The organism is Abyssibacter sp., from assembly GCF_964229365.1.
Lineage (GTDB): Bacteria > Pseudomonadota > Gammaproteobacteria > Nevskiales > OUC007 > Abyssibacter.
Window position 1 is genome coordinate 1 of sequence record NZ_CAXRDQ010000009.1, and the last position, 26,657, is coordinate 26,657.

General features: G+C 63.6%; 28 protein-coding genes. 22 read left to right on the forward strand and 6 right to left on the reverse strand.

The features are described 5' to 3' along the window. Positions 1-300: 300 nt before the first annotated feature. The 5 genes from soxR to gatC all read right to left on the reverse strand — a co-directional run bounded on the left by soxR (position 301) and on the right by gatC (position 4,957). The gene (soxR, locus tag ACE1EY_RS01375) at positions 301-762 is read right to left on the reverse strand and encodes a redox-sensitive transcriptional activator SoxR (RefSeq protein WP_370299272.1); all 462 of its coding nucleotides are present in this window, start codon (positions 760-762) and stop codon (positions 301-303) included. Between the two features lie 114 nt (positions 763-876). Beyond that, on the reverse strand, positions 877-1,740 hold the full coding sequence (locus ACE1EY_RS01380; RefSeq protein WP_370299273.1) for an Hsp33 family molecular chaperone HslO: 864 nt from the start codon (positions 1,738-1,740) through the stop codon (positions 877-879). 11 nt (positions 1,741-1,751) lie between these two features. Continuing rightward, a complete protein-coding gene (gene gatB, locus ACE1EY_RS01385; protein ID WP_370299274.1) occupies positions 1,752-3,188 on the reverse strand; it encodes an Asp-tRNA(Asn)/Glu-tRNA(Gln) amidotransferase subunit GatB in 1,437 nt (478 codons plus the stop codon). Between the two features lie 2 nt (positions 3,189-3,190). Beyond that, the gene (gatA, locus tag ACE1EY_RS01390) at positions 3,191-4,654 is read right to left on the reverse strand and encodes an Asp-tRNA(Asn)/Glu-tRNA(Gln) amidotransferase subunit GatA (protein ID WP_370299275.1); all 1,464 of its coding nucleotides are present in this window, start codon (positions 4,652-4,654) and stop codon (positions 3,191-3,193) included. Positions 4,655-4,669: 15 nt separating this feature from the next. Further along, positions 4,670-4,957 carry an Asp-tRNA(Asn)/Glu-tRNA(Gln) amidotransferase subunit GatC gene (gene gatC / locus ACE1EY_RS01395; protein ID WP_291514899.1) on the reverse strand — a complete coding sequence of 96 codons (288 nt, stop codon included), beginning with the start codon at positions 4,955-4,957 and terminating at the stop codon, positions 4,670-4,672. Positions 4,958-5,144: 187 nt separating this feature from the next. On the opposite strand from gatC, the gene ACE1EY_RS01400 reads away from it, so the two are divergent. The 13 genes from ACE1EY_RS01400 (at position 5,145) to ACE1EY_RS01460 (ending at position 17,292) form a co-directional block, all read left to right on the forward strand. Further along, positions 5,145-6,182, forward strand: a complete 1,038-nt coding sequence (locus tag ACE1EY_RS01400) for a rod shape-determining protein (RefSeq protein WP_291514900.1) — start codon at positions 5,145-5,147, stop codon at positions 6,180-6,182. A 170-nt stretch (positions 6,183-6,352) separates the two neighbouring features. Further along, positions 6,353-7,279, forward strand: a complete 927-nt coding sequence (mreC, locus tag ACE1EY_RS01405; protein WP_291514901.1) for a rod shape-determining protein MreC — start codon at positions 6,353-6,355, stop codon at positions 7,277-7,279. Further along, positions 7,276-7,764 carry a rod shape-determining protein MreD gene (gene mreD / locus ACE1EY_RS01410; protein ID WP_291514902.1) on the forward strand — a complete coding sequence of 163 codons (489 nt, stop codon included), beginning with the start codon at positions 7,276-7,278 and terminating at the stop codon, positions 7,762-7,764. Before mreC ends, mreD begins: the two co-directional genes overlap by 4 nt. A 125-nt stretch (positions 7,765-7,889) precedes the next feature. Next, a complete protein-coding gene (gene mrdA / locus ACE1EY_RS01415) occupies positions 7,890-9,743 on the forward strand; it encodes a penicillin-binding protein 2 (protein ID WP_291514903.1) in 1,854 nt (617 codons plus the stop codon). 62 nt (positions 9,744-9,805) lie between these two features. Continuing rightward, a complete protein-coding gene (gene rodA, locus ACE1EY_RS01420; protein ID WP_370299280.1) occupies positions 9,806-10,855 on the forward strand; it encodes a rod shape-determining protein RodA in 1,050 nt (349 codons plus the stop codon). Between the two features lie 32 nt (positions 10,856-10,887). After that, a complete protein-coding gene (mltB, locus tag ACE1EY_RS01425) occupies positions 10,888-11,889 on the forward strand; it encodes a lytic murein transglycosylase B (protein ID WP_291514905.1) in 1,002 nt (333 codons plus the stop codon). Further along, on the forward strand, positions 11,873-12,805 hold the full coding sequence (locus ACE1EY_RS01430) for a septal ring lytic transglycosylase RlpA family protein (RefSeq protein WP_370299276.1): 933 nt from the start codon (positions 11,873-11,875) through the stop codon (positions 12,803-12,805). The genes mltB and ACE1EY_RS01430 overlap by 17 nt, the downstream gene beginning before the upstream one ends. A gap of 17 nt (positions 12,806-12,822) precedes the next feature. Further along, a complete protein-coding gene (locus ACE1EY_RS01435) occupies positions 12,823-13,971 on the forward strand; it encodes a D-alanyl-D-alanine carboxypeptidase family protein (protein WP_291514907.1) in 1,149 nt (382 codons plus the stop codon). Further along, a complete protein-coding gene (locus ACE1EY_RS01440; protein ID WP_291514908.1) occupies positions 13,968-14,852 on the forward strand; it encodes an aminotransferase class IV in 885 nt (294 codons plus the stop codon). Before ACE1EY_RS01435 ends, ACE1EY_RS01440 begins: the two co-directional genes overlap by 4 nt. A 26-nt stretch (positions 14,853-14,878) precedes the next feature. Beyond that, on the forward strand, positions 14,879-15,154 hold the full coding sequence (locus tag ACE1EY_RS01445) for a DUF493 domain-containing protein (protein WP_291514909.1): 276 nt from the start codon (positions 14,879-14,881) through the stop codon (positions 15,152-15,154). Further along, a complete protein-coding gene (gene lipB / locus ACE1EY_RS01450; RefSeq protein WP_291514910.1) occupies positions 15,151-15,804 on the forward strand; it encodes a lipoyl(octanoyl) transferase LipB in 654 nt (217 codons plus the stop codon). The genes ACE1EY_RS01445 and lipB overlap by 4 nt, the downstream gene beginning before the upstream one ends. A 137-nt stretch (positions 15,805-15,941) precedes the next feature. Continuing rightward, positions 15,942-16,547 (forward strand): ABC transporter substrate-binding protein, encoded by a 606-nt coding sequence (locus ACE1EY_RS01455; RefSeq protein ID WP_291514911.1) that lies wholly within the window; start codon positions 15,942-15,944, stop codon positions 16,545-16,547. A gap of 37 nt (positions 16,548-16,584) precedes the next feature. Further along, positions 16,585-17,292, forward strand: coding sequence for a VacJ family lipoprotein (locus ACE1EY_RS01460; protein ID WP_291514912.1), 708 nt, complete (start codon positions 16,585-16,587; stop codon positions 17,290-17,292). A 45-nt stretch (positions 17,293-17,337) separates the two neighbouring features. Here ACE1EY_RS01460 and ACE1EY_RS01465 read toward each other — a convergent pair whose 3' ends face one another. Next, the gene (locus tag ACE1EY_RS01465; RefSeq protein WP_291514913.1) at positions 17,338-18,717 is read right to left on the reverse strand and encodes a GntP family permease; all 1,380 of its coding nucleotides are present in this window, start codon (positions 18,715-18,717) and stop codon (positions 17,338-17,340) included. Positions 18,718-18,971: 254 nt separating this feature from the next. Between ACE1EY_RS01465 and ACE1EY_RS01470 the strand changes: the two genes are divergently transcribed. From ACE1EY_RS01470 to ACE1EY_RS01510, 9 genes are all read left to right on the forward strand, one after another. Beyond that, positions 18,972-20,468, forward strand: coding sequence for a CoA-acylating methylmalonate-semialdehyde dehydrogenase (locus tag ACE1EY_RS01470; RefSeq protein ID WP_291514914.1), 1,497 nt, complete (start codon positions 18,972-18,974; stop codon positions 20,466-20,468). 158 nt (positions 20,469-20,626) lie between these two features. Beyond that, on the forward strand, positions 20,627-20,926 hold the full coding sequence (locus ACE1EY_RS01475; protein WP_370299277.1) for a hypothetical protein: 300 nt from the start codon (positions 20,627-20,629) through the stop codon (positions 20,924-20,926). Continuing rightward, positions 20,923-21,477, forward strand: a complete 555-nt coding sequence (locus ACE1EY_RS01480; protein WP_370299278.1) for a hypothetical protein — start codon at positions 20,923-20,925, stop codon at positions 21,475-21,477. The genes ACE1EY_RS01475 and ACE1EY_RS01480 overlap by 4 nt, the downstream gene beginning before the upstream one ends. Further along, complete coding sequence (locus ACE1EY_RS01485; RefSeq protein WP_291514917.1) at positions 21,474-22,634, forward strand: acyl-CoA dehydrogenase family protein; 1,161 nt, start codon at positions 21,474-21,476, stop codon at positions 22,632-22,634. The genes ACE1EY_RS01480 and ACE1EY_RS01485 overlap by 4 nt, the downstream gene beginning before the upstream one ends. Beyond that, positions 22,631-23,407 carry an enoyl-CoA hydratase gene (locus ACE1EY_RS01490; RefSeq protein WP_291514918.1) on the forward strand — a complete coding sequence of 259 codons (777 nt, stop codon included), beginning with the start codon at positions 22,631-22,633 and terminating at the stop codon, positions 23,405-23,407. Before ACE1EY_RS01485 ends, ACE1EY_RS01490 begins: the two co-directional genes overlap by 4 nt. A 19-nt stretch (positions 23,408-23,426) precedes the next feature. Further along, positions 23,427-24,527 carry an enoyl-CoA hydratase/isomerase family protein gene (locus ACE1EY_RS01495; protein WP_291514919.1) on the forward strand — a complete coding sequence of 367 codons (1,101 nt, stop codon included), beginning with the start codon at positions 23,427-23,429 and terminating at the stop codon, positions 24,525-24,527. A 47-nt stretch (positions 24,528-24,574) separates the two neighbouring features. Then, entirely contained in the window at positions 24,575-25,462 is an 888-nt protein-coding gene (gene mmsB, locus ACE1EY_RS01500; protein WP_291514920.1) for a 3-hydroxyisobutyrate dehydrogenase, read from the forward strand. An 81-nt stretch (positions 25,463-25,543) separates the two neighbouring features. Then, positions 25,544-26,077 (forward strand): superoxide dismutase [Cu-Zn] SodC, encoded by a 534-nt coding sequence (gene sodC / locus ACE1EY_RS01505; protein WP_291514921.1) that lies wholly within the window; start codon positions 25,544-25,546, stop codon positions 26,075-26,077. Positions 26,078-26,086: 9 nt separating this feature from the next. Next, positions 26,087-26,326: a hypothetical protein gene (locus ACE1EY_RS01510; RefSeq protein WP_370299279.1), complete on the forward strand. Its 240-nt coding sequence runs from the start codon at positions 26,087-26,089 to the stop codon at positions 26,324-26,326. Positions 26,327-26,657 lie beyond the last annotated feature (331 nt).

The following is a 26,657-nucleotide window of genomic DNA, read 5'->3' on the forward strand; positions in this document are numbered from 1 at the left end:
CGTTCAAGCGGGACCTAAAACCCCACACTTCAAGCAAAGCGGGTTTTCCGTGCCTTCTGCTCAGCCGAGACGCGCAGACGCCGGCGGAATAAGCGGGCCGGCTGTTTGAGGCCGCGTAGCGGGCGAGTTTCGGCCCGCCCGACGGTGGCGAGCATCGCAGGGCAGTCGTCACGCCGTAGGCGGGCCGACCTGAGCGGTGGCATCCGCCCTTTTCCGCCCCTTTTGGGCGCGCAAAAGGGGCTCGGCCGTCAGGCCGAAACACGCTGCTCGTCACGTAACGACACACCGTTACCAATGCGCCTAAGGCGCCAACAACTGCGCCCCCGCGCCCTCCTCCCCCAACGCATCCCCCGGATTCCGCAACGGACACCGATCAATCGACAAGCACCCGCAACCAATGCAATCGCCCAGCTCGTCTCTGAGCTGCTCCAGACTCCGAATCCGGGCATCCAGGTCAGCGCGCCACTGCGCCGACAATCGCTCCCAGTCCCGGCGAGTCGGCGTACGCTTGTCCGGCAGGGTATCCAGCGCGCTGCGAATGTCTTTGAGTGGGACGCCCGCACGCTGCGCCACCTTGATCACCGCAACACGGCGCAGGACTTCCCTGGCATAGCGGCGCTGATTGCCTGCATTCCGCCAGGCACTGATCAGCCCCTGGGCCTCGTAGAAATGCAGCGTGGACACGGCGACACCGCTTCGACGCGCGACCTCGCCCACCGTCAGCGGTTGCTGAACGTCGATACCTCGGGATGGCTTGCCCACCACTGACCCTCAATATTGATTGAGGTATCAGCCTCGCACAGTTTTGAGAGCCCGGGAAACACTGAGCTATTCACGCCACCACGTTGCCGCCTGATGGAACGGGCCGGACGATCCCTAGTGTTTGGTCTGCGACGGTGGCTCGGCCTGCGCGGCGACAAACAGCGCGCGGGCGTCGTCGGCTTCGTACACATAGGCTCGCCCGCAGAATTCGCAGGCCGCCTCGACCCGACCCTGTTCGGCGAGCAAGGCTTCGACGTCCTCCTCGCCCAATGACAGCAGCAAGGTGCCGATGCGTTCCCGGGAGCAGCGACAGGTGAGCGTCACGTCACGGGTGTCGTGTTGTCGCAATCCGACGGTGGAAAACAGGCGGTGCAACAGGGCATCGGGCTCGGTGGCAAGCAGCTCGCCGTCAGCCAGTGTATCGGCCAGCATGGCAACCGTTTCGAAGCCATCGGTGTCGTCGCTATCGCCCGGTAATCGCTGAACGAGTAGCCCTGTGGCCACCGCCTCATCGGAGGCAAGCCAAACGCGCGTGGCCAGCTGCTCGGACTGCGCGAAATAGCCTTCGATATCCGCCGCCAATGACGCCCCCCCGGCCTCGACGATCGCCTGGTAACGGTCCATGCCGGACTCGGGATCGACCAGCACCGCACACTGGGCGCCGGCCACGGCCTGCGCCCAGGCTCCGGGCACCGGACCTTCGGTGGTCTGCAACATGGAGCGGAGCTGTAGTTGATGATCGATTTGCGCGACCAGCAAGGACAGGTGCGCCCCGCCCTGCATTTGCAGGTTCATCCGACCACGAAACTTCAGATTGGCCGCGAGCAGCGGCAAGGCGGCGGTCGCCTCGCCCAGCATGGCGCGTTCCACACCATCGAGCCCAAGGCGCTGCCACCAGTCCAGCCAGGCCTGATCCAGACGGACCAGGGCACCGCGAACCGGCAACTCGGCGAAATCGAAACGAACAAGTACACCCATGGGTCGGCGACTTAGCCCTGAAGCTTCTCTTTGAGCAGCCGATTCACCTCGGCCGGGTTTGCCTTGCCCTTGGTCGCCTTCATCGCCTGACCGACAAAGTAGCCAAACAGCTTGTCCTTGCCGGAGCGATACTGCTCCAGCTGCGTGGGGTTACCGGCGATCACCTCGTCGAGGATCTTGCCCAGAGCATCCGGATCGGTGATCTGCTTGAGACCCTTGGCGTCGATGATCGCATCGGCGTCGCCTTCGCCATTCCACATGGCGATGAACACGTCCTTGGCGATCTTGCCGGAGATGGTGTCATCGGCGATGCGATTGACCAGCCCGGCCAGCGTCTTGGCATCGACCCTGGAATCGGCGATGTCCAGATTCTCGGCGTTCAGCGATGCGGCGAGGTCACCCATTACCCAGTTGGCGCTGAGCTTGGCACTCGTGGTTCCGGTGTATTCCACGACCTTTTCGTAGTAGTCGGCCAGCTCCCGGCTGGATGTCAACACACCGGCGTCGTAGTCCGACAGGTCGTACTGCTCGACAAAACGGGCGCGCTTGGCGTCCGGCAACTCCGGCATGGTCGTGCGGATGCCCAGGATGTCCGATTCCGTCGTGACCACAGGCAGCAGGTCCGGGTCGGGGAAGTAGCGGTAATCGTTTGCCTCTTCCTTGGATCGCATCGCCCGGGTCTCGCCACTCTGCGTATTGAACAGGCGGGTTTCCTGCACGATCTCGCCACCGGATTCGATAACGTCGATCTGGCGCTCGATCTCGTAGTTGATCGCCTTTTCGACGAAGCGGAATGAATTCAGGTTCTTGGTTTCGGTGCGGGTGCCGAACTTCTCCGTGCCCTTGCGCCGGATCGATACGTTGGCATCGCAGCGGAACGAGCCTTCCTGCATGTTGCCGTCGCAGATCTCCAGGTAGCGGACCAGCGAATGCAGCTTCTTGAGATAGGCCACGGCCTCCGCGGCCGAACGGATATCCGGCTCCGAGACAATCTCGATCAGCGGCGTACCGGCGCGGTTGAGGTCAATGCCCGAGCCCGTGCCAAAGCCTTCGTGCATGGACTTGCCGGCATCCTCTTCCAGATGCGCGCGGGTGATGCCGATGGTCTTGGTCTGGCCATCCACCTCGATATCCATGGTGCCGCCAGCGACGATCGGCAGCTCGTACTGACTGATCTGATAGCCCTTGGGCAGATCGGGATAGAAGTAATGCTTGCGGGCGAACACGCAGCGCGGCGCGATCTCGGCCCCGACGGCCAGACCGAACTTCACCGCCATGCGCACGGCTTCTTCGTTCAGCACCGGCAACACGCCGGGCAGGCCGAGATCCACGGCGCAGGCCTGGGTGTTCGGGTCGGCCCCGTAGGCGGTGGCGGCGCCGGAGAAAATCTTGCTCTGGGTCTGGAGCTGGACGTGGACTTCCAGCCCGATGACGACTTCCCATTCCATGTTCAGAAGCCCTCCGGACGCGCAACGTGGTGATCGGTCAGGCTCTGGAACTGGTGCGCCAGGCTCAGACGGCCGGTCTCGTCGACCGCCTCGCCGACGAGCTGCACGCCGACCGGCTTGCCGTCGACCAGCCCGGCCGGCATGGACAGCGCCGGCAGGCCGGCGAGGTTGGCCGCGATCGTGTAGATGTCGTTCAGATACATGGCAACCGGATCGTCCGTCTTCTCGCCCAGCGCGAAGGCCGGACCCTGCGTGGTCGGGCCGATGATGGCATCAACCTCTTCGAAGGCACGGGCGAAATCGTCCGCGATCAATTGGCGAACCTGCTGCGCCTTGAGGTAGTAGGCATCGTAATAACCAGCCGACAGCACATAGGTGCCGACCATGATGCGGCGCTGCACCTCCCGTCCGAAGCCTTCACCGCGCGAGCGCTTGTAAAGCGACTCCAGCGACTCCACGCCTTCGGCGCGATGTCCATAGCGCACCCCGTCGTAGCGCGCGAGATTGGAGCTGGCCTCGGCCGGCGCCACCACGTAGTAGGTCGGCACCGACAAATGCATGTTCGGCAGGGAGACCTCGACAATCTCGGCGCCCTGTTGGCGATAGACATCCAGCGCGGATTCCAGCGCGGCGCGGGCGCCGTCATCCAGGCCCTCGGCGAGAAATTCCTTGGGCAACCCCAGCTTGCGACCGGCCAGCGGCGCATCGAGCCCGGCGCGGTAATCCGGCACCGACACGTTCACCGAGGTGGAATCGGCTGGATCAAAGCCCGCCATTGCTTGCAGGACGATGGCTGCATCTTCCGCCGTACGCGTGATCGGCCCCGCCTGATCGAGACTGGAGGCAAAGGCGATCATGCCGTAGCGCGAGCAGCGGCCATAGGTGGGCTTGAGGCCGGTGAGAGTGGTCAGCGCGGCGGGCTGGCGAATCGAGCCGCCGGTGTCGGTGCCGGTTGCGAACGGAGCTAAACCGCCGGCCACCGCTGCCACCGAACCACCGGAAGAGCCACCCGGCACGAGGCCGGCATCGACACCCCAGGGGTTCTTTACCGGGCCGAAATAGCTGGTCTCGTTCGACGAGCCCATGGCAAATTCATCCATGTTCGTCTTGCCCAGCATGACGACACCCGCCTCCGCCAGCTGTCGCACGACCGTGGCGCTGTAGGGCGCGACGAAATTGCCCAGCATCTTCGAGCCACAGGTGGTTCGCACGCCCTGGGTGCAGAAGATGTCCTTGTGGGCCATCGGCACCCCGGTCAGGGCCCCGGCCTCGCCCGCGGCGCGGCGCTGGTCCGCCGCATCGGCTGCATCCAGCGCCTGCTCGGCGGTGACGGTGATGTAACTGTTCAGCGCGGGATCATGCTGCGCAATGCGGTCAAGAAAATACTGTGTCAGCTCACGGCTGGTGAACTGGCCCGAGGCCAGGCCATCGGCCAGCCCGGCCACGGTCAGGGTATGAAAGCTCATTGAAGCGACTCTTGCTTACTCGATGACGCGGGGCACGCGGTAAAGCCCACGCTCTGTGGCCGGCGCGTTCGCTTGGAACAACTCGCGCTGATCGGTCTCGGTGACGAAATCCCGGCGCAGGCGCTGCACCATGTCCAGCGGATGCGCCATCGGAGCAACATCGGTGGTGTCCGCCTGATTGAGCTGATCCACCATCGAGAGGATGTCATTCAGGTTGCCGGAATACAGTTCCACATCGGCTTCGTCCAATTCCAGACGCGCCAGATGCGCAACCGTGCGCAGCTGATCTTTGCTAAGACTCATGAATTTGGCCTAAAAAGGCGTGTCGACGCAGTGATAACGCGGCAGGAAACCGCGAAACGGGCGAGAAACTTAGCATAGGGCCTGCTTGCCCAAAACCCCGCCCGTTGGTAGATTTCGCGCCTTCATTGCGGGATACAACGATTCGTTCCCCAACCCGCCCGCCTCACCACTGCCGGTTCTTCAACTAATGCTGGACAACATCCGCGGGTTGTTTGTCAACGACCTGTCGATCGACCTGGGTACTGCAAACACCCTTGTTTATGTGCGCGACCAGGGCATTGTCCTGAACGAGCCTTCCGTTGTTGCGATCCGTACCGATGCGCGCGGTGCCAAGCGCATCGAGGCCGTGGGTATCGATGCCAAGCGCATGCTCGGACGCACGCCCTCCAACATCAACACGATTCGTCCCCTGAAGGATGGCGTGATCGCCGACTTCATGGTGACGGAGAAGATGCTTCAGCACTTCATCCGCAAGGTGCACAAGCGGCGCATGTTCCGCCCGATCACCCGTGTGATCGTCTGCGTGCCCTACGGGTCGACGCAGGTCGAGCGGCGCGCGATCCGCGAGTCGGTCACCAACGCCGGCGCGCGCAAGGTGATGCTGGTGGAAGAACCGGTCGCCGCGGCCATCGGCGCCGGCATTCCGGTCGGCGAAGCCCGCGGATCGATGGTTCTGGACATTGGCGGCGGCACATCGGAGGTCGCGGTGATCTCGCTCAACGGCATCGTCTACGCGGAATCCGTGCGTATCGGCGGCGACCGTTTCGACGAGGCCATCGTCAGTTACGTGCGGCGGCAGTACAACATGCTGATCGGCGAGGCCACGGCCGAGCGGATCAAGCACGAGATCGGCACCGCGTTCCCGGGCCACGAGGTTCAGGAAATCGATGTCGTCGGTCGTCACCTGTCAGCCGGGGTGCCGCGCAGCTTCACGCTGAACTCCAACGAGATCCTCGATGCCCTGCAGGAACCGCTTTACGGCATCGTTGGCGCGGTGAAGACCGCGCTGGAGTCCACGCCGCCGGAACTGGGTTCGGATGTCGCCGACCGCGGCATCGTGCTAACCGGCGGTGGCGCCCTGCTGCGCGACCTGGACAAGCTGATCTCCGAGGAGACCGGACTGCCGGTCATCATCGCCGACGATCCACTGACCTGTGTCGCCCGTGGCGGCGGCATGCTGTTGGAAATGATCGACCGCCAGGGCGAGGTTTATACCCTGGACTGACAGGCCATGAGGCGCAGTTCTTGCCTCTTTCCTGCAGCATTCGGACGTAAGCCGCTGAACGTGGGAAATTTTCCGCGCCAGCGGCGTTGTCATTACGTCAGAAACTTGTCTACACTTGTGAGCCAAGTCGCACTCATCCTGAGTGTTCGGACTTGGACGGGCGATTTGGGGTGGACGACCTACATCAAGATTCAATCCGGCCGCTGTTTCCGCGCGGGCCTTCCCTGGGCCTGAAGGCGGTTCTGCTTGCCCTGCTGTCTGTCGGCCTGATGTTTGCCGACGATCGCACCGATACGCTCAATCCTGTTCGCTCGTTTATCGCCGTCGCTGCCGTGCCGGTGCAATGGATGTCCAGCTTGCCGAATCAGGCAAGCGAGGTCGCGAGCCATTTCGCCTCACGCGAATCCTTGCTGGCCCAGAACTCCGACTTGCGAGAACAACAACTGCATTTGCAGGCGCGCCTGCAGAAGCTGGACGGCCTGGCCGCTGAGAACGCCCGAATCCGCGCTTTGCTGCTGTCCTCCAAGCGTCTGCACGAGCAAGTGCTGATCGGCGAGATCGTGTCGTCCAGCATGGACCCCTATCGCCATTACGTGACGCTCAACAAGGGCGGCATGGAAGGCGTCTACAAGGGCCAACCGCTCATCGACGCACACGGCGTCATGGGCCAGGTAGTCGAAGTCACCCCGATGAACTCCACCGCGATCCTGGTCACCGATCCCAACCACGGCATTCCTGTCGAGGTGAACCGCACCGGCCTGCAGACCGTGGCGCATGGCGCCGGCGACAGCCGGGGTCTGGCACTGCCATTCCTGCCCAGCAATGCCGATGTACAGGTTGGAGATTTGCTGGTCAGTTCCGGCCTGGGCGGCCGCTACCCCGCGGGCTATCCTGTTGGGGTGGTTTACGACGTACAGCATCAACCCGGCGAACACTTTCTGGATGTATCGGCCCGCCCGGCGGCACGCCTGAATCAGGGACGTGAACTGCTGCTGGTCTGGAAGGACGGCGCACCGCCGGTCACCAACGTGGCCGAACAGCTGGATCAACGGCGCGAAGCCGGATTGCCGAGCTTCGCCACCTCCGATCTGCAGTGAACGAAGACCGTCGACCCAGCGCACTGCCGATTCTGATCAGCGTGCTGCTCGCGCTGGTGCTATCGAAAGTCATGTTGCCCGACCCCCTGGCGCTGTTGCGCCCGGCCATGGTGCCGATGATCGTCTTCTATTGGTTGCTGATGGTGCCGGACAAGTTCGGGCTGACCATGGCCGCATTGCTCGGCCTGGTCGTCGACGTGCTCACCGGCACCCTGCTGGGCGCCCACGCCTTCGCGCTCACGGTGTCGGGTTATCTCGTCGCCCGCATGGCGCTGATCGTCCGCTTCTGGCCTGCCTGGCAACAGAGTCTCGCCCTGCTGCCCATCTGGGGCCTGTATGCGTTTTTGATGTTCTGGATCGACGGCGTGACGCACCGAAACGCCGATGCGCTACTCCGCTTCGCCCCGGTGCTGACCACAGCCGTTGCATGGCCGGTACTGTGTTCCGTCATGAGCTGGGCCAGACCGCCCGCCGAAGACACCTGACGACCGACACCGAACCCAGGTAGAGTCGAGCCCCGTGTCGCCTCTCCTGGCCGACCGTTTCACCCTACTCGCTTGCGAACCAATCGCCTGCCCGAGCCAACGCCTCGCCTGCGCATCCCTGAACCTTGGCTGAAATCAAGTCACTGAAGAATCCGCTGGCAGAACGCCAGCTCACGCTTTTCCGCGCCGTGATCGCCGGCCTGGGCGTGGTCGCGCTGACATTGGTGCTGGTCGGCCGTCTGCTGCAGTTGCAGGTTGTCGACCACGATGTCTACGCGACGCGGTCGGACGACAACCGCATGCGCGTGCGCATCATCGCCCCGGCACGAGGCCTGGTCTATGACCGCAACGGCATCGTGCTGGCGGAGAATCTCCCCACGTATCAACTGGAGATCGTTCCGGAGCAGGTCGAAGACGTCGAGGGCACCGTGACCGCGCTGGCGGAACTGATCGACATCCCCGATCGGGATCGCGAACGCTTTTATCGCCGCGTAGACCAGGAACCAGGGTTCCGAAGTATTCCACTGCGTACGCGGCTGACGCCGCAAGAGGTCGCCACCTTCGAAGTGAATCGTCAGGACTTCGAGGGCGTGGAGATTCACGCAGCGCTGACCCGGCGCTACCCGCTGGGCCGGCTGGCAGCCCACGCCGTCGGCTACGTGGGCTCACTGTCCGAAACCGATGTGGCGGCGCTCGACCCACGGCGGTATCGCGGTACGCAGCGCATCGGCAAGGTCGGCGTGGAGGCAGCGCACGAATCGCTGCTGCACGGCGACCCCGGGAGCAAGATCATCGAGGCCAACGCCCAGGGCCGAACCCTGCGCGATCTGCAATACCAAGGCCCCACGGCCGGCGAGAATCTATTCCTCACGCTGGATGCCAAAATCCAGGAAGCCGCGGTCACGGCCCTGGGGCAGCATGACGGCGCGGTTGTGGCCGTCGACCCTAACAATGGCGACATCCTCGCCCTCGTGAGCCAGCCGTCCTTCGATCCACATCTGTTCGTCGACGGCATCGACTACGTCACCTACGCGGGCCTGAATGCTGACCCGGGTCGGCCATTGTTCAACCGGGCGCTGCAAGGACAATACCCGCCGGGCTCCACCGTCAAGCCAGTGATGGCGCTGGCCGGTCTGCAGGCCGGTGTGGTCACCCCACGGCATCGCGAAATGTGTATCGGCTTTTTCATGCTGCCTGACAACGAGCGCCGGTACCGCGACTGGAAGCGCCGCGGTCACGGTCTCGTCGACATGCACGACGCCATCGCACAATCCTGCGATGTGTATTTCTACCAGTTGGCACTGGACATCGGCATCGACACCATCCACGACTTTCTCAGCGGCTTCGGCCTGGGCCAGGCGCTGGGTGTCGACCTGCCCGGTGAAAAGCCGGGACTATTGCCTTCGCGCGACTGGAAGCGCGCGACACGGAACGAAACCTGGTACCCGGGTGAGACACTGAACGTCGGCATCGGTCAGGGCTTCATGACCACCACGCCACTGCAACTCGCGCATATGACCGCCATGGTCGCCGTTCGCGGCCGTGGATACCGGCCCCGTATCCTGGCCGCCAAGCAGCTCCCCGGGTCCGAGGATGTGATCGAGTTCGAGCCAACACCGGTCGCGCCGGTGCACTTGAATGATCCCCATTACTGGGACCGTATCGCGGAGTCCATGGAAGCCGTCATGCACACTGCGCAGGGCACGGCCACCCGATCCGGCGCTGACGCCAGCTACCGCATCGCAGGCAAATCCGGCACCGCGCAGGTCACAGGCTTGTCGCAGGAGGACGACGAAGCGCCCGATTTGCTCGACGTGCCACGCGAGCTGCGCGACCACGCCTTGTTCGTCGCCTACGCACCCTCCGATGCCCCGACAATAGCCGTCGCGGTCATTGCCGAACATGCGGGTAGCGGGGGACGCATCGCCGGTCCAATCGCGCGAGCAGTCATGGATGCCCGGCTGGAGCCGACGCCGTGAGTCAGAACCGCCCCGATCAATCCGGGTTTCAGCGCTGGTTGCTCAACTGGCACATCGACGCGATGTTGCTGGGCCTGATCATCATGGTGCTGGCCCTCGGTCTGTTCGTGCTCTACAGCGCCAGCGGCGAGAGCAGTGCTGCGGTGTCCAGCCAGCTCAAACGCATCACCCTGGGCCTTGTGGTCATGCTGGCGCTCGCGCAGGTCAACCCGGACACGTTTCGCGCCTTCGCGCCGTGGCTTTACGCGTTCGGGCTGATTCTGCTGGTGCTGGTGCTGCTGCTGGGTGATACCGCCAAGGGTGCGCAACGCTGGCTGGACCTGGGCGTGATTCGCTTCCAACCGTCCGAGCTGATGAAGCTCGCCGTCCCGATGGTGCTGGCCGGTTTCATGCACGCGCGCACGCTGCCCCCAAAACTGCGAACCATCGCCGCGGGCTCAACGCTGATCGTCGTGCCTGCGGCACTGATCATGCAGCAGCCGGATCTCGGGACGGCGCTGATGATCGCGATCAGTGGCGGCTTCGTACTCTACATGGCGGGCCTGCGCTGGCGTTTTATCGGCGGCCTGGTGCTTGCCGGAGCGGCCGCGCTTCCGCTGCTGTGGTCGCAAATGCACGGCTACCAACGCGAACGCGTGCTGACCTTTCTGAATCCGGCACGTGATCCCGGCGGTGCCGGCTACCACATCACCCAGTCCAAGGTCGCCATCGGCTCAGGCGGCCTGTTTGGCAAAGGCTGGCTCAATGGCACGCAGGCGCAGCTGGATTTTCTTCCGGAATCGGCCACCGATTTCATCTTCGCGGTGTACGCCGAAGAAGTCGGCCTACTCGGCGTGCTCCTGCTGCTGGTGCTCTATCTCGCCATCGTCGGTCGCGGCCTGTTCATTTCAGTGAAGGGCCAGGATTCGTTCCAGCGCCTGCTGGCCGGCAGCCTGAGCCTGGTGTTTTTCTTTTACGTGTTCGTCAACATCGGCATGGTGATCGGGCTGTTGCCCGTCGTAGGCGTGCCGCTACCCCTGATCAGCTGGGGCGGAACCTCAATGGTAAGCTTGCTCGCTGGGATGGGGGTGTTGATGTCGATCCATACACATCGTCGCCTCTTGTCGAGTTAGGGGACGGACGGAACCCCGGAAATCGGACACTCATGATCAGATACGGACTTTGTGTGGCCCTGGGCCTCATTTGCGGATCCGCCCTTGCCGATTATTCGGCGCATCCCAAGGCCGGAGACCTGCTGGAAACGCTGCGCAGCGACTACGCCTTTGACAGCGAAGCGCTCAAGGCCACCCGCGCGGCGCTGATCGAAGCCCAACGGGTGGACAAGCTCATCCAGCGGGAACGCACGGCGCCAGAGCGGACCTGGACTTGGTACGACTACCGGCCGATTCACGTCAATCCGAAGAACATCGAAAACGGTCAGGCCTTCGTCGAGCAACATCAGGCCACGTTTGCCGCAGCTGAAAAGCGCTGGGGCGTGCCGGGACCCGTGGTCGCCGCGATCATTGGCGCGGAGACCAAGTACGGCAGCTACACCGGCCCGCACCGCATTCTCGATTCGCTGGCCACGCAGGGTTTCGATCACCCCACACGCACGCGGTTCTTCTTCAACGAACTCGTCGAGTATTTCGTGCTCTGTCGCGAACTCGGGTTCGATCCGCTGGAACCCAAGGGCTCCTATGCCGGCGCGATGGGTTTGTCGCAGTTCATGCCGAGCAACTATCGCAAGCTGGCGGTGGACTTCGATGACAGCGGCGAGGTCGATTTGTGGACCGTCGACGACGCGATCGGCAGCACGGCGAATTATCTCGTCAACTACCGTGGTGCCGGCAAGGGCTGGAAACGCGGCGAGGCTGTGGTGGTCGCCGCTCGCATGACCGGCTCGATCCCCGATTCGGTCAAGACCAACACCAAGTATCCGTCGTCAACCATTGGCGAGCTGGCGGCAGCCGGCATCCGCCCGAGCATTCCGCTGGCGGACGACACCCCGGCCGGGGTCATCGCTCTGGAAGTCGCCCCAGGGCAAATGGGCTACTGGATTGGCTTGCAGAATTTCTACGCTCTGATGTCTTACAACCCGCGGACGTTCTACGCCATGTCCGTGTTCGAACTCAGCGAGGCCATCGCGAACAATGAAGCACCACAGTAAGGCGGCGGTTGTCCGCAACGCGCCAGCCGCCCTGGCCGTATTGGCTGCCCTGTTGCTCGGCGGCTGCTTTGGCGGCAAGACGATCACGCCGTCCGATGGACCGCCGACCAGCCCCGAGGTCAACCCCTGGAACGTGCCGGAGGCGGTGCCGAAGTACGAACCGCGTAGCAAATACGGGAATCCGGAGAGCTATGTCGTCGCGGGCAAACGGTATTACGTCAGCGACACCGCGCAGGGCTACCGCGAAACAGGAGGCGCGTCGTGGTACGGCTCCAAGTTTCATGGTCGCCGCACATCCAGCGGCGAGCCCTTCGACATGTACAAGATGACGGCAGCGCATCGCACCCTGCCGATCCCCAGCTACGTGCGCGTGCGCAACCTCGAGAACAACCGCGAGATCATTGTTCGCGTCAACGACCGCGGCCCGTTCCACTCGGCGCGTATAATCGACTTGTCCTGGGTTGCTGCCGTGCGGCTGGGACTGGACCAGCAGGGCTCCGGACAGGTCGAGGTCGAGGCGATCACGCCCAACGCCGGCACGCAGGCCGTGGATCTCGAGCCTATGGAGCCAGCACGTCCGTTGCCAGCCACACCGACCGCGGCGGCACCGCCACCGACACCGCGCCCGGAACCGATCAATCCGATCCAGCCCGGCGAACTGAGCTACCTGCAGGTCGGCGCCTTTGGCGATCTCGGCAATGCCGAACGGATGGCCAAGCGGCTCCGCAACGAAGGTTTCCCGCAGGTGCATGTCCGCACCGCAAACGTTCGCGGGCAGATGGTGCATCGCGTGCTCGCAGGGCCTTTCGTGAATGAAAGCGACCGCAGCGCCGCGCGCAATGTGCTCGCCAGCCGTGGTTACGAAACCTTTGTCATCCGGGACACTCACACCCCCTCACCTGCCTCACAACGCTAGAGAACACCACACGCCCCATGACCCGATTCTTGCTCGCCACCGTCGTCGCCGGCTTCATCGCCCTGGTTCACAGCCCTGTGGTCTTGGCGGCCATGCCGACGCCGGAGCCGCCCAACTTCGACGCCACGAGCTTCCTGCTGGTCGACTTCCACAGCGGCCAGGAGCTGGCCGCTCGCGACCCGGACATGCGTGTCGAACCCGCCAGCATCACCAAGCTGATGACCTCCTACATCGCCTTTTCGGAAATCCAGAAGGGCAACCTCTCCAAGGAGGAGGAAGTCACGATCAGTGAAAACGCCTGGCGTACCGGCGGCTCCCGCATGTTTGTGGAAGTCGGCTCCGCGGTCACCGTGGAAGACCTGCTGCGCGGCGTCATTATCCAATCGGGTAACGACGCCAGCGTGGCACTGGCAGAACACATCGCCGGCAGCGAGAGCGCATTCGCCGAGTGGATGAACAGCTACGCCCGCGACCTGGGCATGACCGGCTCGCATTTCGTCAACGCCACCGGTTGGCCCGATCCCGAGCACTACGTCACCGCCCGCGACATCGCGACCCTGGCGACGGCATTGATCCGCGAATTTCCCGACCATTACTCGCTTTATTCGGAAAAGGTCTTCGAGTACAACAGCATCAAGCAGTACAACCGCAACAAGCTGCTGTGGCGGGACGAATCCGTGGACGGCCTCAAGACGGGCCACACCGAATCCGCTGGCTATTGCCTGGTCTCCTCGGCCGAGCGCGATGGCATGCGGCTGATGTCCGTAGTTCTCGGCACGGGTAGCGAGAATGCCCGCGCCAGCGCCAGTCAGTCGCTGCTCAACTATGGTTTCCGCTTCTTCGATACACGGCGACTCTACGAGGCCGGCGAGCCGATCACGACGGTGCGTCCGTGGAAAGGGGCCTTCGATGCGCTGGACCTGGGCGCCGAACGTGACCTGTACGTCACCGTGCCACGTGGACGCATCGGTGACATCACCGTGGAACCCGATGTCGCGAACCAGCTCGTGGCGCCCATCCAGGGCGGCACCGTGTTGGGTGAGCTGCATGTCGCGCTGGACGGCGAGCGCGTCACCAGTGAGCCGCTGGTTGCCCTGCGCGACGTGCCCAAGGGTGGGCTGTGGCGACAGCTAGTGGACGAAATCCGGCTGCTGATCGCGCGGTGACCGCCGTCGCCGCCTCCGCGGCAGAGCCCACCGTCCACGTCAACGGCCATCTGGTGCCGCGAAGCGAGGCGACGGTGTCCGTATTCGACCGCGGTTTCCTGTTCGCCGATGCGGTTTACGAGGTCATCCCGGTGTATCAGGGCGCGGCGTTTCGCCTTCGCGAACACCTGGCGCGGCTGGATCGCAGCTTGGCCGAAATCGCGATCGACAATCCATACAGTGACCGGCAGTGGTCAACGCTGATCCGGGACCTGACCGATGCCAACAATGGCGGCGATCTGTCGGTTTATCTGCAAGTCACGCGTGGCGCCCCCGCCTGGCGTGAACACTGGCGCGATGAGCCCACCGTGGCCACCGTCGTCGCCTTCACCGGCCCGCTGTACGCCACATCACCCGGTGCAGCCGACGATGGCGTGCATGCGGTCCTGCGCGACGATCCGCGCTGGCACCGCTGCGACATCAAGGCAACCGGGTTGCTGCCGAACGTGCTGGCCCGGCGTGACGCGGCGGCTGCCGGGGCGTTTGAGGCAATTTTCCACCGCGACAACCAGGTCACCGAAGGTGCCGCAACCAACGTATTCGCGCTGCACGGCGAGGAGCTGACCACGCCGCCGCTGGACGCCCGGCTGCTACCCGGCGTGACACGGGCGGCACTGATCGAGTACCTCGACAGCATCGGCCGACGCTGCATTGAACAGCCGGTTCCGCTCGAACAGCTGGTCTGCGCCGACGAGGTCTGGCTGAGCTCCTCCACGCGCGAGCTGCTGCCTGTGACATCGATTGACGGTCAACGCATCGGTTCCGCCCGCCCCGGTCCGGTCTGGTGCGATGTGCAAGACGGTTTTTCGCGTTGGATTCGCGAACACACCGGCTGGCTCTGACCAACTTTTACTTCGAGACTTCCGCCATGGCACAAAAGACTTCGTCCGACACGTTGCTCGAGTTTCCCTGCGAATACCCTCTGAAAGCCTTTGGCAACAACACGGCGGGATTCGCGACTCACTTGCGCGAACTGCTAACGCCGATCATCGGAACCATCGACAATGATCAGGTCGATACCCGCATGAGCCGTGGGAATCGCTATCTGGCGGTCACCATCACATTCGAGGCGACCAGCAAGGACCAGTTGGACGCCGTCTACGAGGCGCTCACCGCCGATCCACGCGTCGTCATGTCGCTGTGAGCCGCGGTATCCGGGTTCGCTGGCTGGGACGCCAGCCCTACGAGCCGATCTACCAGCAGATGCGCGCGTTCACGGCAGAGCGGCATGCCGGAACCGATGACGAGATCTGGCTGCTGGAGCACGAACCCGTGTTTACCCAGGGGCGTGTCGGCGACGCCGCGCATTTGCTGAATCCGGGAGACATCCCGGTCGTGCACTCCAATCGAGGCGGCCAGGCGACCTACCACGGCCCCGGGCAGTTGATGGTGTACACCCTCGTGGATCTGCGTCGTCACAACCTCGGGGTTCGCACGCTGGTGGACGGCCTGGAGGGCGCGGTGATTGATGCGCTGGCCACCGACGGCATTACCGCCCAGCGACACGATGGCGCCCCCGGCGTGTACGTGGGCGATGCCAAGCTCGCCTCGCTGGGCCTGAGGGTGGAGCGGTTCCGCAGCTATCACGGCCTCGCGATCAACGTCGCAATGGACCTGGAACCATTCACGCGCATCAATCCCTGTGGTTACCAGGGCCTGGTGATGACCCAGTCATCGACACTGGGTGGAGCCGCCACGCTGCCGGACATGGCCCGGCAGCTGCTGCCCGCGCTGAGCGCACGGCTGGACGTGCAATGGGCCACGAATTGGAGTGCTCCCGAATTTTGGACATAATCCAGCACATCCCTGCCTTCACCGACATTCGCCAGGGTGGGAACACCCAGGCTGGCGAATGGTCTGTTAGAGCATCACATCCGTCGTCACGCATTCATTCGAAACGCGAACGCGGGCATCACCCAGGAGCACGACCCATGAAATCACTCTGGACCGCCGTGGCAGCGACGCTGCTGACGGTCTCTATCGCAACGGCCGCCGATGTCACGCCACCCGACGTGTTGGCCAAGAACACCGCCAACACGCTGCTGGAAGAACTCAAGGCGAATCAGGAACAGTTCAAGCAGAACCCTGATCAGCTCTACGAAGTGGTCGATCGCATCGTGCTGCCGCATTTCGATTTCGACTACGTGTCCAAGCTGGTGCTCGCCCGCTATTGGCGCAAGGCAACGCCGGAGCAACGCACGCGCTTCCAGCAAGCCTTCCGCTCACAACTGGTCGGCTTCTACGGCGACGCGTTGCTCGACTACAGCAACGAAAAGGTCCGTTGGGAAGATGCCGACGTGCCGGCCGAGGCCACCGACGTGACCATCAAATCGGAGATCGTGCCGTCGGGTAGTGATCCGATCCCGATCAGCTACGCCATGCACATGACCGACGGGACCTGGAAGGTCTACGACGTGACGGTGGACGGCATTAGTCTGGTGACAAACTACCGGGGGCAATTCGCTGCCGAAATCCGCCGCAGCGGCCTGGATGCGCTGATCCAGCGACTTGAATCCGAAAGTACCGCCCTGAGCTGACGTTCAGACCGGGGAACAAACACGCAAGGGAGTTGCCATGCGCTTGATGGCTTTGTGTCTGACTGTCCTGTTCGCGGCCGGTTGTGCACATTCACCGACCTACGACCCGCTCGACCCGCTGGAGCCGGTCAACCGGGGTATCTACAAGTTCAACGACACGGCAGACACGTACGTGCTGAAACCGGTCGCCAAAGGATATGTGGCGGTCACACCGGGCTTCGTGCGCACCGGTGTCACGAACTTTTTCGGCAACCTGACCTACCCGCTGACCATCGTCAATCAGTTTCTGCAGGGCAAACCGGCGGACGGATTCAGCGACATGGGCCGGTTTCTGGTCAACAGCACGCTGGGCATCGGAGGGCTGTTCGATCCCGCAACGCCGCTGGGTCTGAACCGGCATGACGAGGATTTTGGACAGACTTTCGGCAAATGGGGCGTCGGAAACGGCTGGTATTTGATGCTCCCGTTTCTCGGTCCGAGCACGAACCGCGACCTCACGGGTCGGATCGTGGCGATCCCCTTCAATCCGACGTATTACGTCAGTGACGGCGATGTCGTGCTGGGTCTGTCAGCGCTGGACATCGTCAACACGCGAGCCATGCTGCTCAATGCCGACCGGCTGGTGCGGAACCAGTACGACCCCTATGTCTTCATCCGCGACGCCTATCTGCAACGGCGCCGATCGCAGGTGTACGACGGCAGTCCGCCGCGTGAGGATTTCGACTTCGACGATTTCGAGGACTAGATTCTCGGCATGAAGAAGCCCGGCTGGTTCCGGGCTTCTTCGTATTCAGGTGACGACGCTCAGCACCAAGACGCAGCCCAGGGTGACCACGAACGGGATCACCATCGACACCATCGCAATGTCCTTGTAGGCCTGCTTGTGGCTGAGTCCACAAATCGTCAGCAGCGTGATCACGGCCCCGTTGTGCGGCAAGGTGTCGAAACCGCCGCAGGCCATTGATGCGACGCGATGCATGAGCTCCTTGGAGACGCCCAGATCAACGGCGAGCTGGTTGTAGGTATCGCCCAGCGCCGCCAGCGCGATCGACAATCCGCCTGAGGCCGAGCCGGTGATTCCAGCCAGCACGTTGATAGCGACCATCTCGGAGATCAGCGGGTTGCCCGGCGACACATTGATGACCGCGTTCTTGACCAGCACGAAGGCGGACAGACTGGCGATTGTGGTGCCATAACCGACCTCAGAGGCCGTGTTGAAGGTCGGCAATAACGATCCATTGGCCGCCGCGGTCATCGACCGGTTGAGCTGGTCCCAGCTGCGGTAGTGAATCAGGATCACCGTCAGATTCGCCACCAGCAAGGCCACGATCATCGCCCACAGGCCACGCAGCCTGCCGATGCCGGTGTTGCCGAAACGATCTTCGGCCAGAAACGCGGTATCCCAGCTTGGGATCACCCACTCCACGAGGGCGTAGTTCACGCCGATCACCAGCACGATCGGCAGCAGCGCAACCCAGAAGCTGGGCGTGGCCCCGTCGAACTCGGTCGGCTCGTTGTGATGCCCCGCGCCATAGCCCTCACCGACCGCCCGGGCGGCACGCATCCGCCGGTTCAACCACCACACGCCACCGCCGAACATGCCCAGGCCGCCGACGATCCCGAGCACCGGCGCGGCGAACGCCGTGGTCTCGAAGTACGGCATCGGAATCAGATTGTGGATTTGCGCCGTGCCGGGCAGACAGGTCATCGCAAAGGTGAATGCCCCCAAGGCGATGGTGCCGCCGATCAGGCGTTTGGGGATATCCAGCTCGCGAAACAATGCCGCGGCCAGCGGGTACACCGAAAATGCCACGACAAATGCGGACACCCCGCCGTATTCGAGCACCCCGCAGGCCAGCACGATCGCGGCGATCCCATGCCTGGCCCCCAATCGGTGGACGAAGGTCCGCGCGATGGACCGCGCGCAGCCCGAATCCTCCATCAATTTTCCGAACAGTGCGCCGAGCAGAAAAATCGGAAAGTACTTGACCGCAAATCCACCCATCGCGGTCATGAAGACCTGCGTATAGGTGCCGAGCAACGGAACTCCGCCATTGAGCAGGCAGGCGAACATCGCCAACACGGGCGCGAGAATGATGACCGATACGCCGCGGTAAGCCAGCCACATCAGCAGGACGAGTGAAAGCAGAATGCCGGCGATGCCGATCATGGTGTCTCCCGAAATCTGGGCGCGTTGGTCGCGCTTGTTCTGATCGCCCCACCCGCGGCGCGGCGTTGGCAGTGCACACCCTACCGCGTCAAGAGCTTGCCCAGCAGCCAGCGGGATGCACATAAGCCAAGGCGCAATGCCAGTTGCACCCACGCGCAGTGAATCTGACCCGGCGTGTGTCCGGCAGGGCTTTCCACTTATTATGGTGCAGATGAGATCCGGCCCGACTGGGCGCAATAAAATCAGGAGACACCATGAGCGATCGGCTCCCCCTCTTCCTTGAGGGTCGGTTCGTGCAGAGCGCGAGCGACCAGAGCATTCCCGTGACCAATCCAGCCACGCAGGCCGTGCTGGTGGAGGCGCCGGCGGCGACGGTCGACGAAATGGAGCGGGCCATCGCCAGTGCGCAAGACGCCTTCGAGCAGTGGAAGCTCACGCCGCCGTCCAAGCGCGCCCGCCTGTTCATGCGCTATCAGCAGCTGCTCAAGGATCATCACGATGAACTCGGTGAGCTGCTAGCCCTGGAAACCGGCAAGAATTTCGAAGACGCCAAAGGCGATGTCTGGCGCGGCATCGAAGTCGTCGAGCAGATGTGCAACATCCCATCGCTGTTGATGGGTGAGACCGTGGACAACGTCGCCACCGGCGTCGACACGCATTCGCACATCCAGCCACTGGGCGTCTCGCTCGCGATCACGCCGTTCAACTTTCCGGCGATGATCCCGCTGTGGTTCTTCCCCACTGCGATCGCCAGCGGCAACGCCTGCATTCTCAAGCCCAGCGAGCAGGACCCGATGACACCGAACCGGCTCGCCGAACTTTTCGTCGAGGCGGGTTTCCCCCCTGCCTTGCTGCAAGTCATCCATGGCGGCAAGGAACAGGTGCAGTACCTGATGGAACACGAAGGCATTGCCACCGTGTCTTTCGTGGGGTCCGTGCCCGTGGCCGAGCACGTATACCGCACCGCCACGCAGAACCTGAAGCGTGCGCAATGCTTCGCCGGCGCCAAGAACCACATGGTGGTCATGCCCGATGCCGACAAACAGCAAGTGATCAACAACCTCGTGGGCGCCTCGGTGGGCGCGGCCGGTCAGCGCTGCATGGCGATTTCCGTCGCGGTGCTGGTGGGTGACACCCGCGAGTGGATTGGCGAGATTCGCGACGCGCTGTCCAAGGTGCATCCCGGCCATTGGGACCAGCCGGACTCAGCCTACGGGCCGCTGATCTCCCCTGCCGCCAAGGCGCGTGTGGAAAGCCTGATACAGCAAGGCGTGGACGAAGGCGCCACGCTGGAGCTGGATGGCCGCGGCTGTGTCGTCGAAGGCTACCCCGACGGCAACTGGGTCGGCCCGACCGTGTTCTCCGGCGTCAAAGCCGAGATGAGCATCTACCAGGAAGAGATCTTCGGCCCGGTGCTCTGCATCATGGAAGCCGCCGACCTGGACGAAGCACTGGACCTGATCGCCGACAACCCCTACGGCAACGGCACCTCCCTGTTCACCAGCTCAGGTGCGGCGGCCCGCAAATTCGTCGCCGAGGTCAAGGTTGGCCAGGTGGGGATCAATATCCCGATTCCGGTCCCGTTGCCCTTCTTCAGCTTCACCGGCTGGCGTCGCAGCTTCTTCGGCGACCAGCACGCCTATGGCAAGCAGGCGATTCGGTTCTTCACCGAGACCAAGACGGTCACATCGCGCTGGCCTGAATCCGGCATGCCGTCGAGTGGCCCGAACATGTCAATCAACTTGCAGTGATGCGCTGGGCGGGGGATCACTGGGCCATACGCAGCCTCATCCTCGCGGTATTGGCACTCGCTTACTACTGCCTGGTCGTTCAATCGATCGGTTGGGTAGCCGCCTCTACCACCCCAAATTATCAGGGGTGGTCGGAGGCGTGGCAGGTCTACGCTCACATGAGCGTCTTACACCTGCTGGCAATCACCATCGCCGCGCTGCCGATTGCGATCGCACTGGTGCTACTCATTGCGCATCGAACCGTGGCGTTCGCGATTATCCTGTCCCTACCCGCGGCGATCCGCCTGATCGTGGACGTATTCGTCCGGCGGGACGAAGCACTGACCAACCCAATGCCCGCCGGGCAGTGGCTTGTCCACGGTCTCGGCGCGGTCTACCTGGCCGGCACACCGGCGGCACTGACGCTGCTGCTACGTCGGTTGCTACCTGCCCACAGTCGGACACCAGAGCAAGCATGACCCGACTCATCCTGCTGGCGACCGGTGTTGTGGCCTCGTGTCTATCCCTGCAGTCGCAGGCAGAGGTGCTGGCCTCCGATGCCCGTGGCTTCCTGGTCCGCCACACCACCACCGTTGACCTGCCGTCCGCTGCGGCCTACCGCACCATGACCGAAATCCATCGTTGGTGGAATCCGGAGCACAGCTGGTCGGGCGATGCAGGGAATCTGCGCATCGACGCCCAAGCCGGCGGCTGCTGGTGCGAGATCTGGTCGGTGGGCGGTCAGACGCATAGCGTGCAGCATATGCAGATCACAGCGGCCAGACCCGGCAGCCTGCTGCGCGCCAGCGGCGGGCTTGGGCCCTTGCAGCAGCTGGGCGTCGCTGGCTCCCAAAGCTGGATGTTCGAGGCAGCATCGGACGGAAGGTCGACCGTGACCGTCGAGTACGCGGTATCCGGTTGGACACCCGACGGCCTGGAGCAATGGGCCGGCCCGGTGGACTTCGTGATCGGCGAGCAAGTCCAGCGTTACACTCGCCTGATCAACACCGGCTCGCCGGATATCGAATGAACTTTGATCTCAACGAAGACCAGCAAGCGCTGGTCGATGCCGCCCGCGACTTTTCCGGCAAGGCGCTGGCGCCCCATGCGGCCGAGTGGGATGAGCGCTGCCATTTTCCCGTCGATGTGATCCAACAGGCCGCGGAGCTGGGCTTTCTGGGCTTGTACACACCGGAGGCCGCCGGAGGCCTGGGACTGTCCCGGTTGGACTCGGTGCTCATCGTCGAAGAACTGGCGCAGGGATGCACATCCACGACCGCGTACATGACCATCCACAACATGTGTACGTGGATGCTTGGCCAGTTCGGCGATGCCTCGATCCACGAGCGCTTCGTGCACAAGATGGTCAGCGGCGAATACCTCGCGTCATATTGTCTGACCGAGCCGGGCAACGGCTCCGATGCGGCGAACCTGAAAGCCACGGCGCGCCGTGACGGCGACCACTACGTTGTCAACGGGTCCAAATGCTTTATCTCCGGCGCCGGCTCTACTCAGGTCCTGGTCCTGATGGCCCGAACCGGAGCCGATGGCCCGAAAGGCATTTCCTGCTTTGCGGTCCCGGCGGACCTCGACGGCATCAGTTACGGCAAGAAAGAAAGCAAGATGGGCTGGAACTCGCAGCCCACGCGGACCATCTCGTTCGACAACTGCCGGGTCCCGGCCGATTGTCTGGTCGGCGACGAGGGCGCGGGCTTCAAGTTCGCGATGAAAGGTCTGGACGGCGGCCGCCTGAACGTGGCGACCTGCTCCATCGGTACCGCCCAGGCCGCGCTCAATGCCAGCGTGGACTACGTGAAGGGCCGCAAGCAGTTCGGCCAGGCGATTGCTGATTTTCAGGCCACCCAATTCAAGCTGGCGGACATGCAAACCAACCTCGTCGCCGCCCGCCAGATGATCCGCCTGGCCGCGAGCAAGCTCGACTCCGAACACCCCGAGGCCACGGCGTATTGCGCGATGGCCAAGCGCTTTGCGACCGATGCCTGCTTCGACATTTGCAACGATGCCCTGCAGCTGCACGGGGGCTACGGCTATATCCGCGAGTACCCGCTGGAGCGTATGGTGCGTGACACCCGTGTCCATCAGATACTCGAAGGCACGAACGAGATCATGCGCGTCATCCTGGGGCGCAGGCTCATGCTGGAACATGCGCTGGAGATGCTGAGATGACCGACCAACTGCTGGTTTCGATCGATGGTCCTGTCGCCACGCTGACGATCAACAACCCCAAGGCCAATACCTGGACGCTGGAGTCGTTGAACGCTCTGCCCGACATCATCGCCGACCTGGAAACGGACGCATCGATTCGTGCCCTGGTCATCACCGGTGCGGGCGAAAAATTCTTCTCGGCGGGCGCCGAACTCACGACCTTCGCCGAGGGCGATGTCGCCGTTGCCAGCGAAATGGCGCGCGCCTTCGGCTTCGCCTTTGAAGCACTGGCGGAATGTGATCTGGTCACCATCGCTGCCATCAACGGTTACGCCATGGGCGGCGGCCTGGAAGCCGCGCTGGCCTGTGACATGCGCATCGCGGAGTCTCACGCGCAGATGGCCTTACCGGAAGCCGCGGTCGGCCTGCTGCCCTGCGCGGGCGGCACCCAGCGCCTGCCCTGGCTGGTCGGCGAAGGCTGGGCCAAGCGGATGATTCTCTGCGGCGAACGTATCGATGCCGACACCGCGCTGGACATCGGCCTGGTGGAGGAAGTCGTCGATTCCGGTGAATCCCTTACCGTGGCGATGGAACTGGCGGCCAAGGTCCAGGCGCAATCGCCGGCCAGCGTCGTCTCCTGCAAGCGCCTGATCCACGCCGCCGAACGCCAGCCGCTACAAACCGCACTGGCGATGGAGCGCGAGGAATTCGTCGAGTTGTTCAATACCGACGACCAGATGGAAGGCGTGACCGCGTTTCTGGAAAAACGTCCGCCCGAGTGGACCAACAGCTAACCGAACAGGCTTTGCACTGATGTCCGACCAACCCATCCTCGTCGAACAACACGGCGGCCTGGGCCGCATAACGCTGAACGCGCCCAAGGCGCTGAATTCGCTGAGCCTGCCCATGGCCCGAGCGATGCAGCAGCAGCTGGATGCCTGGACCACCGACGACAGCGTTGCCGCGGTCTGGCTGGACGGATCCGGTGACAAGGCGTTCTGCGCCGGTGGCGACATCCGCGCGATGTACGAGGCGATGACCGCCCATCCCGTCGGCGAACGCGTTCCTGGCTGCGAGACTTTCTTCACCGAAGAGTACCGGCTGGATTTCACCCTCCACAGCTATCCCAAGCCGGTCATTGTCTGGGGCAGCGGCATCGTCATGGGCGGTGGCATGGGTCTCATGTGTGGTGCCGCGCATCGCCTGGTTACCGAGACCTCTCGGCTGGCGATGCCCGAGATCACAATCGGGCTTTACCCCGATGTCGGCGGGTCCTGGTTTCTCAATCGCATGCCAAATGGACTGGGCCTGTTCCTCGGCCTGACCGGCGCACAGATCAACGCCACCGATGCGATCACCACCGGCCTGGCCGACCGCATGGTCGGCGCGTCGGAGCGCGACGCGCTCATCAACGCGCTCGCCTCGGCGCCCCTCGCCACCGACGCCGAAGAATGCATTCGCAACGTGCTGCGCGACTTCGAAGACCGCGCGGCCGGCCAGCGGCCGGGCAGCCAGATCGCACCGCATCTGGATCAGATTCGGACCCTCACCGACCACGCCCGGGTGGCCGACGTGGTCGACGCAATTCTCGCGGTCGACACCGACGACAAATGGCTGTCCCGTGCGGTCGGCTCACTCGCCAAGGGCTGCCCGATGACCGCACATCTGGTCGCCGAGCAGATCCGCCGCAGCCGTCACCTGAGCCTGGCGGACGTGTTCCGGATGGAATTGGTGATGTCGTCCCGCTGCTCCATGCAGCCAGACTTTCGCGAAGGCGTGCGCGCCCTGCTAATCGACAAGGACGGTTCGCCATCTTGGTCGCACGGTAGCGTGGCCGCGGTGAGCGAGGCTGACATCGAACGGCATTTCACCGCGCCCTGGTCCGGCGAAGCTCCGTTATCCCAACTCGGCTGATAGCGCCAACTCCGACCGGCACGACAACAAAACAAGCAGGAGACAGCATGAGCAGCATCGCATTCATCGGCCTCGGCAACATGGGTGGTCCCATGGCGGCCAACCTCGTCAGTGCCGGCCACAGCGTTCGGGCCTTCGACTTGTCCGAGGCTGCCTGCGCCGTCGCGAAACAGGCGGGCTGCACAGTGGCTACCTCGGCTGCGGAAGCGGCCGGCGGCGCCGACATCGTGTTCTCCATGCTGCCGTCGGGCGCCATTGTCGAAGCGGTCTACCTCGGTGACGACGGGCTGCTGGCGAGCCTGCCGAACACCACGCTGGTGATCGACAGCTCCACCATCGCCGCCGAGTCGGCAAGAACGGTGTGGGCCGCTGCCGACGCCCTCGGCATTCGGATGATCGATGCGCCGGTGTCCGGTGGCGTGGCCGCGGCCACTGCCGGCACGCTGACCTTCATCTGTGGCGGTCGCGAGGCCGACATCGACGCCGCCCGACCGGTGCTCGAAGCCATGGGCAAGAACGTACTGCGTGCCGGCGATTCGGGCGCCGGTCAGGTCGCCAAGATCTGCAACAACATGCTGCTGGCCGTGCATATGATCGGCACGGCAGAAGCCCTTGCGTTGGGTGATGCCCACGGCGTCGACCCGGCCGTCTTGTCCGAGATCATGCTCGCCAGTTCCGGGCGCAACTGGTCGCTGGAGGTCTACAACCCCTGGCCCGGCGTCATGGAGAACGCGCCGGCCTCCAAGGAGTATCAGGGCGGCTTCATGGTCGATCTCATGCACAAGGACCTGGGCCTGGCCCTGGCCGCAGCTCAAGCTGAAGGCGCCAGCACGCCCATGGGCGCACTCGCCCGCTCGCTCTACGCGCTGCACCGTCAGGCCGGGAACGGCCGGCTCGATTTCTCGTCGATCCAGTCCATGCTGCGCGAATCCTGACGGAACGGTCGAAAGCCTTTATGGTCGACTCAACACCGGCAACGACGCTGGTTCACGATTGATTTGCAAGGAGGCCTGCTGATGAAACGTTCGATTTCCCTCTTATCCCTCTGTACCGCCCTGGCCGCCTGCGCCGGCTCGGCTGGCGCCGCCAGTTCGGTGACATTGAACGCCGTGAGCAGCGATGGCGTCGGCGAAGCAGTCGGCACCGTCAGCTTCAAGAACACCGAGCACGGTCTGGTATTCAGCCCCGACCTCAGCGGGCTGGAACCGGGTCTGCACGGCTTTCATGTGCATGAAAACGCCAGCTGCTCCCCCGCCGCGAAAAACGGCGAGATGACAGCCGCGGCCAGCGCCGGCAGTCACTACGACCCCGAAAATAGCGGCGCGCACGATACGCCCTGGGGCGACGGTCACATGGGTGACCTGCCCGGCCTATACGTCGCCGCGGATGGCACGGCCACCCACCCGGTCCTGGCGCCACGCCTGCAGATGGAAGACATCCAGAATCGCGCGCTGATGATTCACATCGGTGGTGACAACTTCTCCGATACGCCGAAGAAACTCGGTGGCGGTGGTGCCCGCGTCGCCTGCGGAGTCATCGGCGGAGGCTGATTCGCCGTTATGCAACAAAGCATGTGGCTAATCGCGCTGCCAGTGCTCGGCGCACTGGCAGCGGTCGGTTGTCTTCTGCTGATCAAGGTCACACGACGCAGGCAGGCGACCCGCTCAGGTGAATCCAGCGAGGTCGTGCCCGCGAATCCGATGTCGAGGGAACAGGCGAAGACGATCACCCGACGCTACGCGCTCGCGTCTGCCCTCGTGCTGATCGGCCTGCTCATCCTGTTGCTGTGGGGTCTTTAGGGAAACACTGATCTATTCCCGTCGCCAAGTTGCCGCCTGAAAACAGGCCAGGCAAGGCGCGAGAAGTGAAGTTTGGTCATTCCAAACAAGCGACGAGCACCCATTCGCCGGGAGCGAATTGAAACCGCCGAAGGCAGGCCCGCAAGGGAAGGCGCATGGACGCGCCGACTAACGCCGCAGGGCCTGTTTTCAAGCGCAATCCGTATAGAACGGGCCGGTTTTCCCGCAAGCCTGCGCTACGTATAGCGATTAGGTGCCCACACCCGTCGGCGTGTCGGCCGATTTCCCGTCGTCCGCAGGCTCGACTTCACAACCGCTGATGTCTCGAACG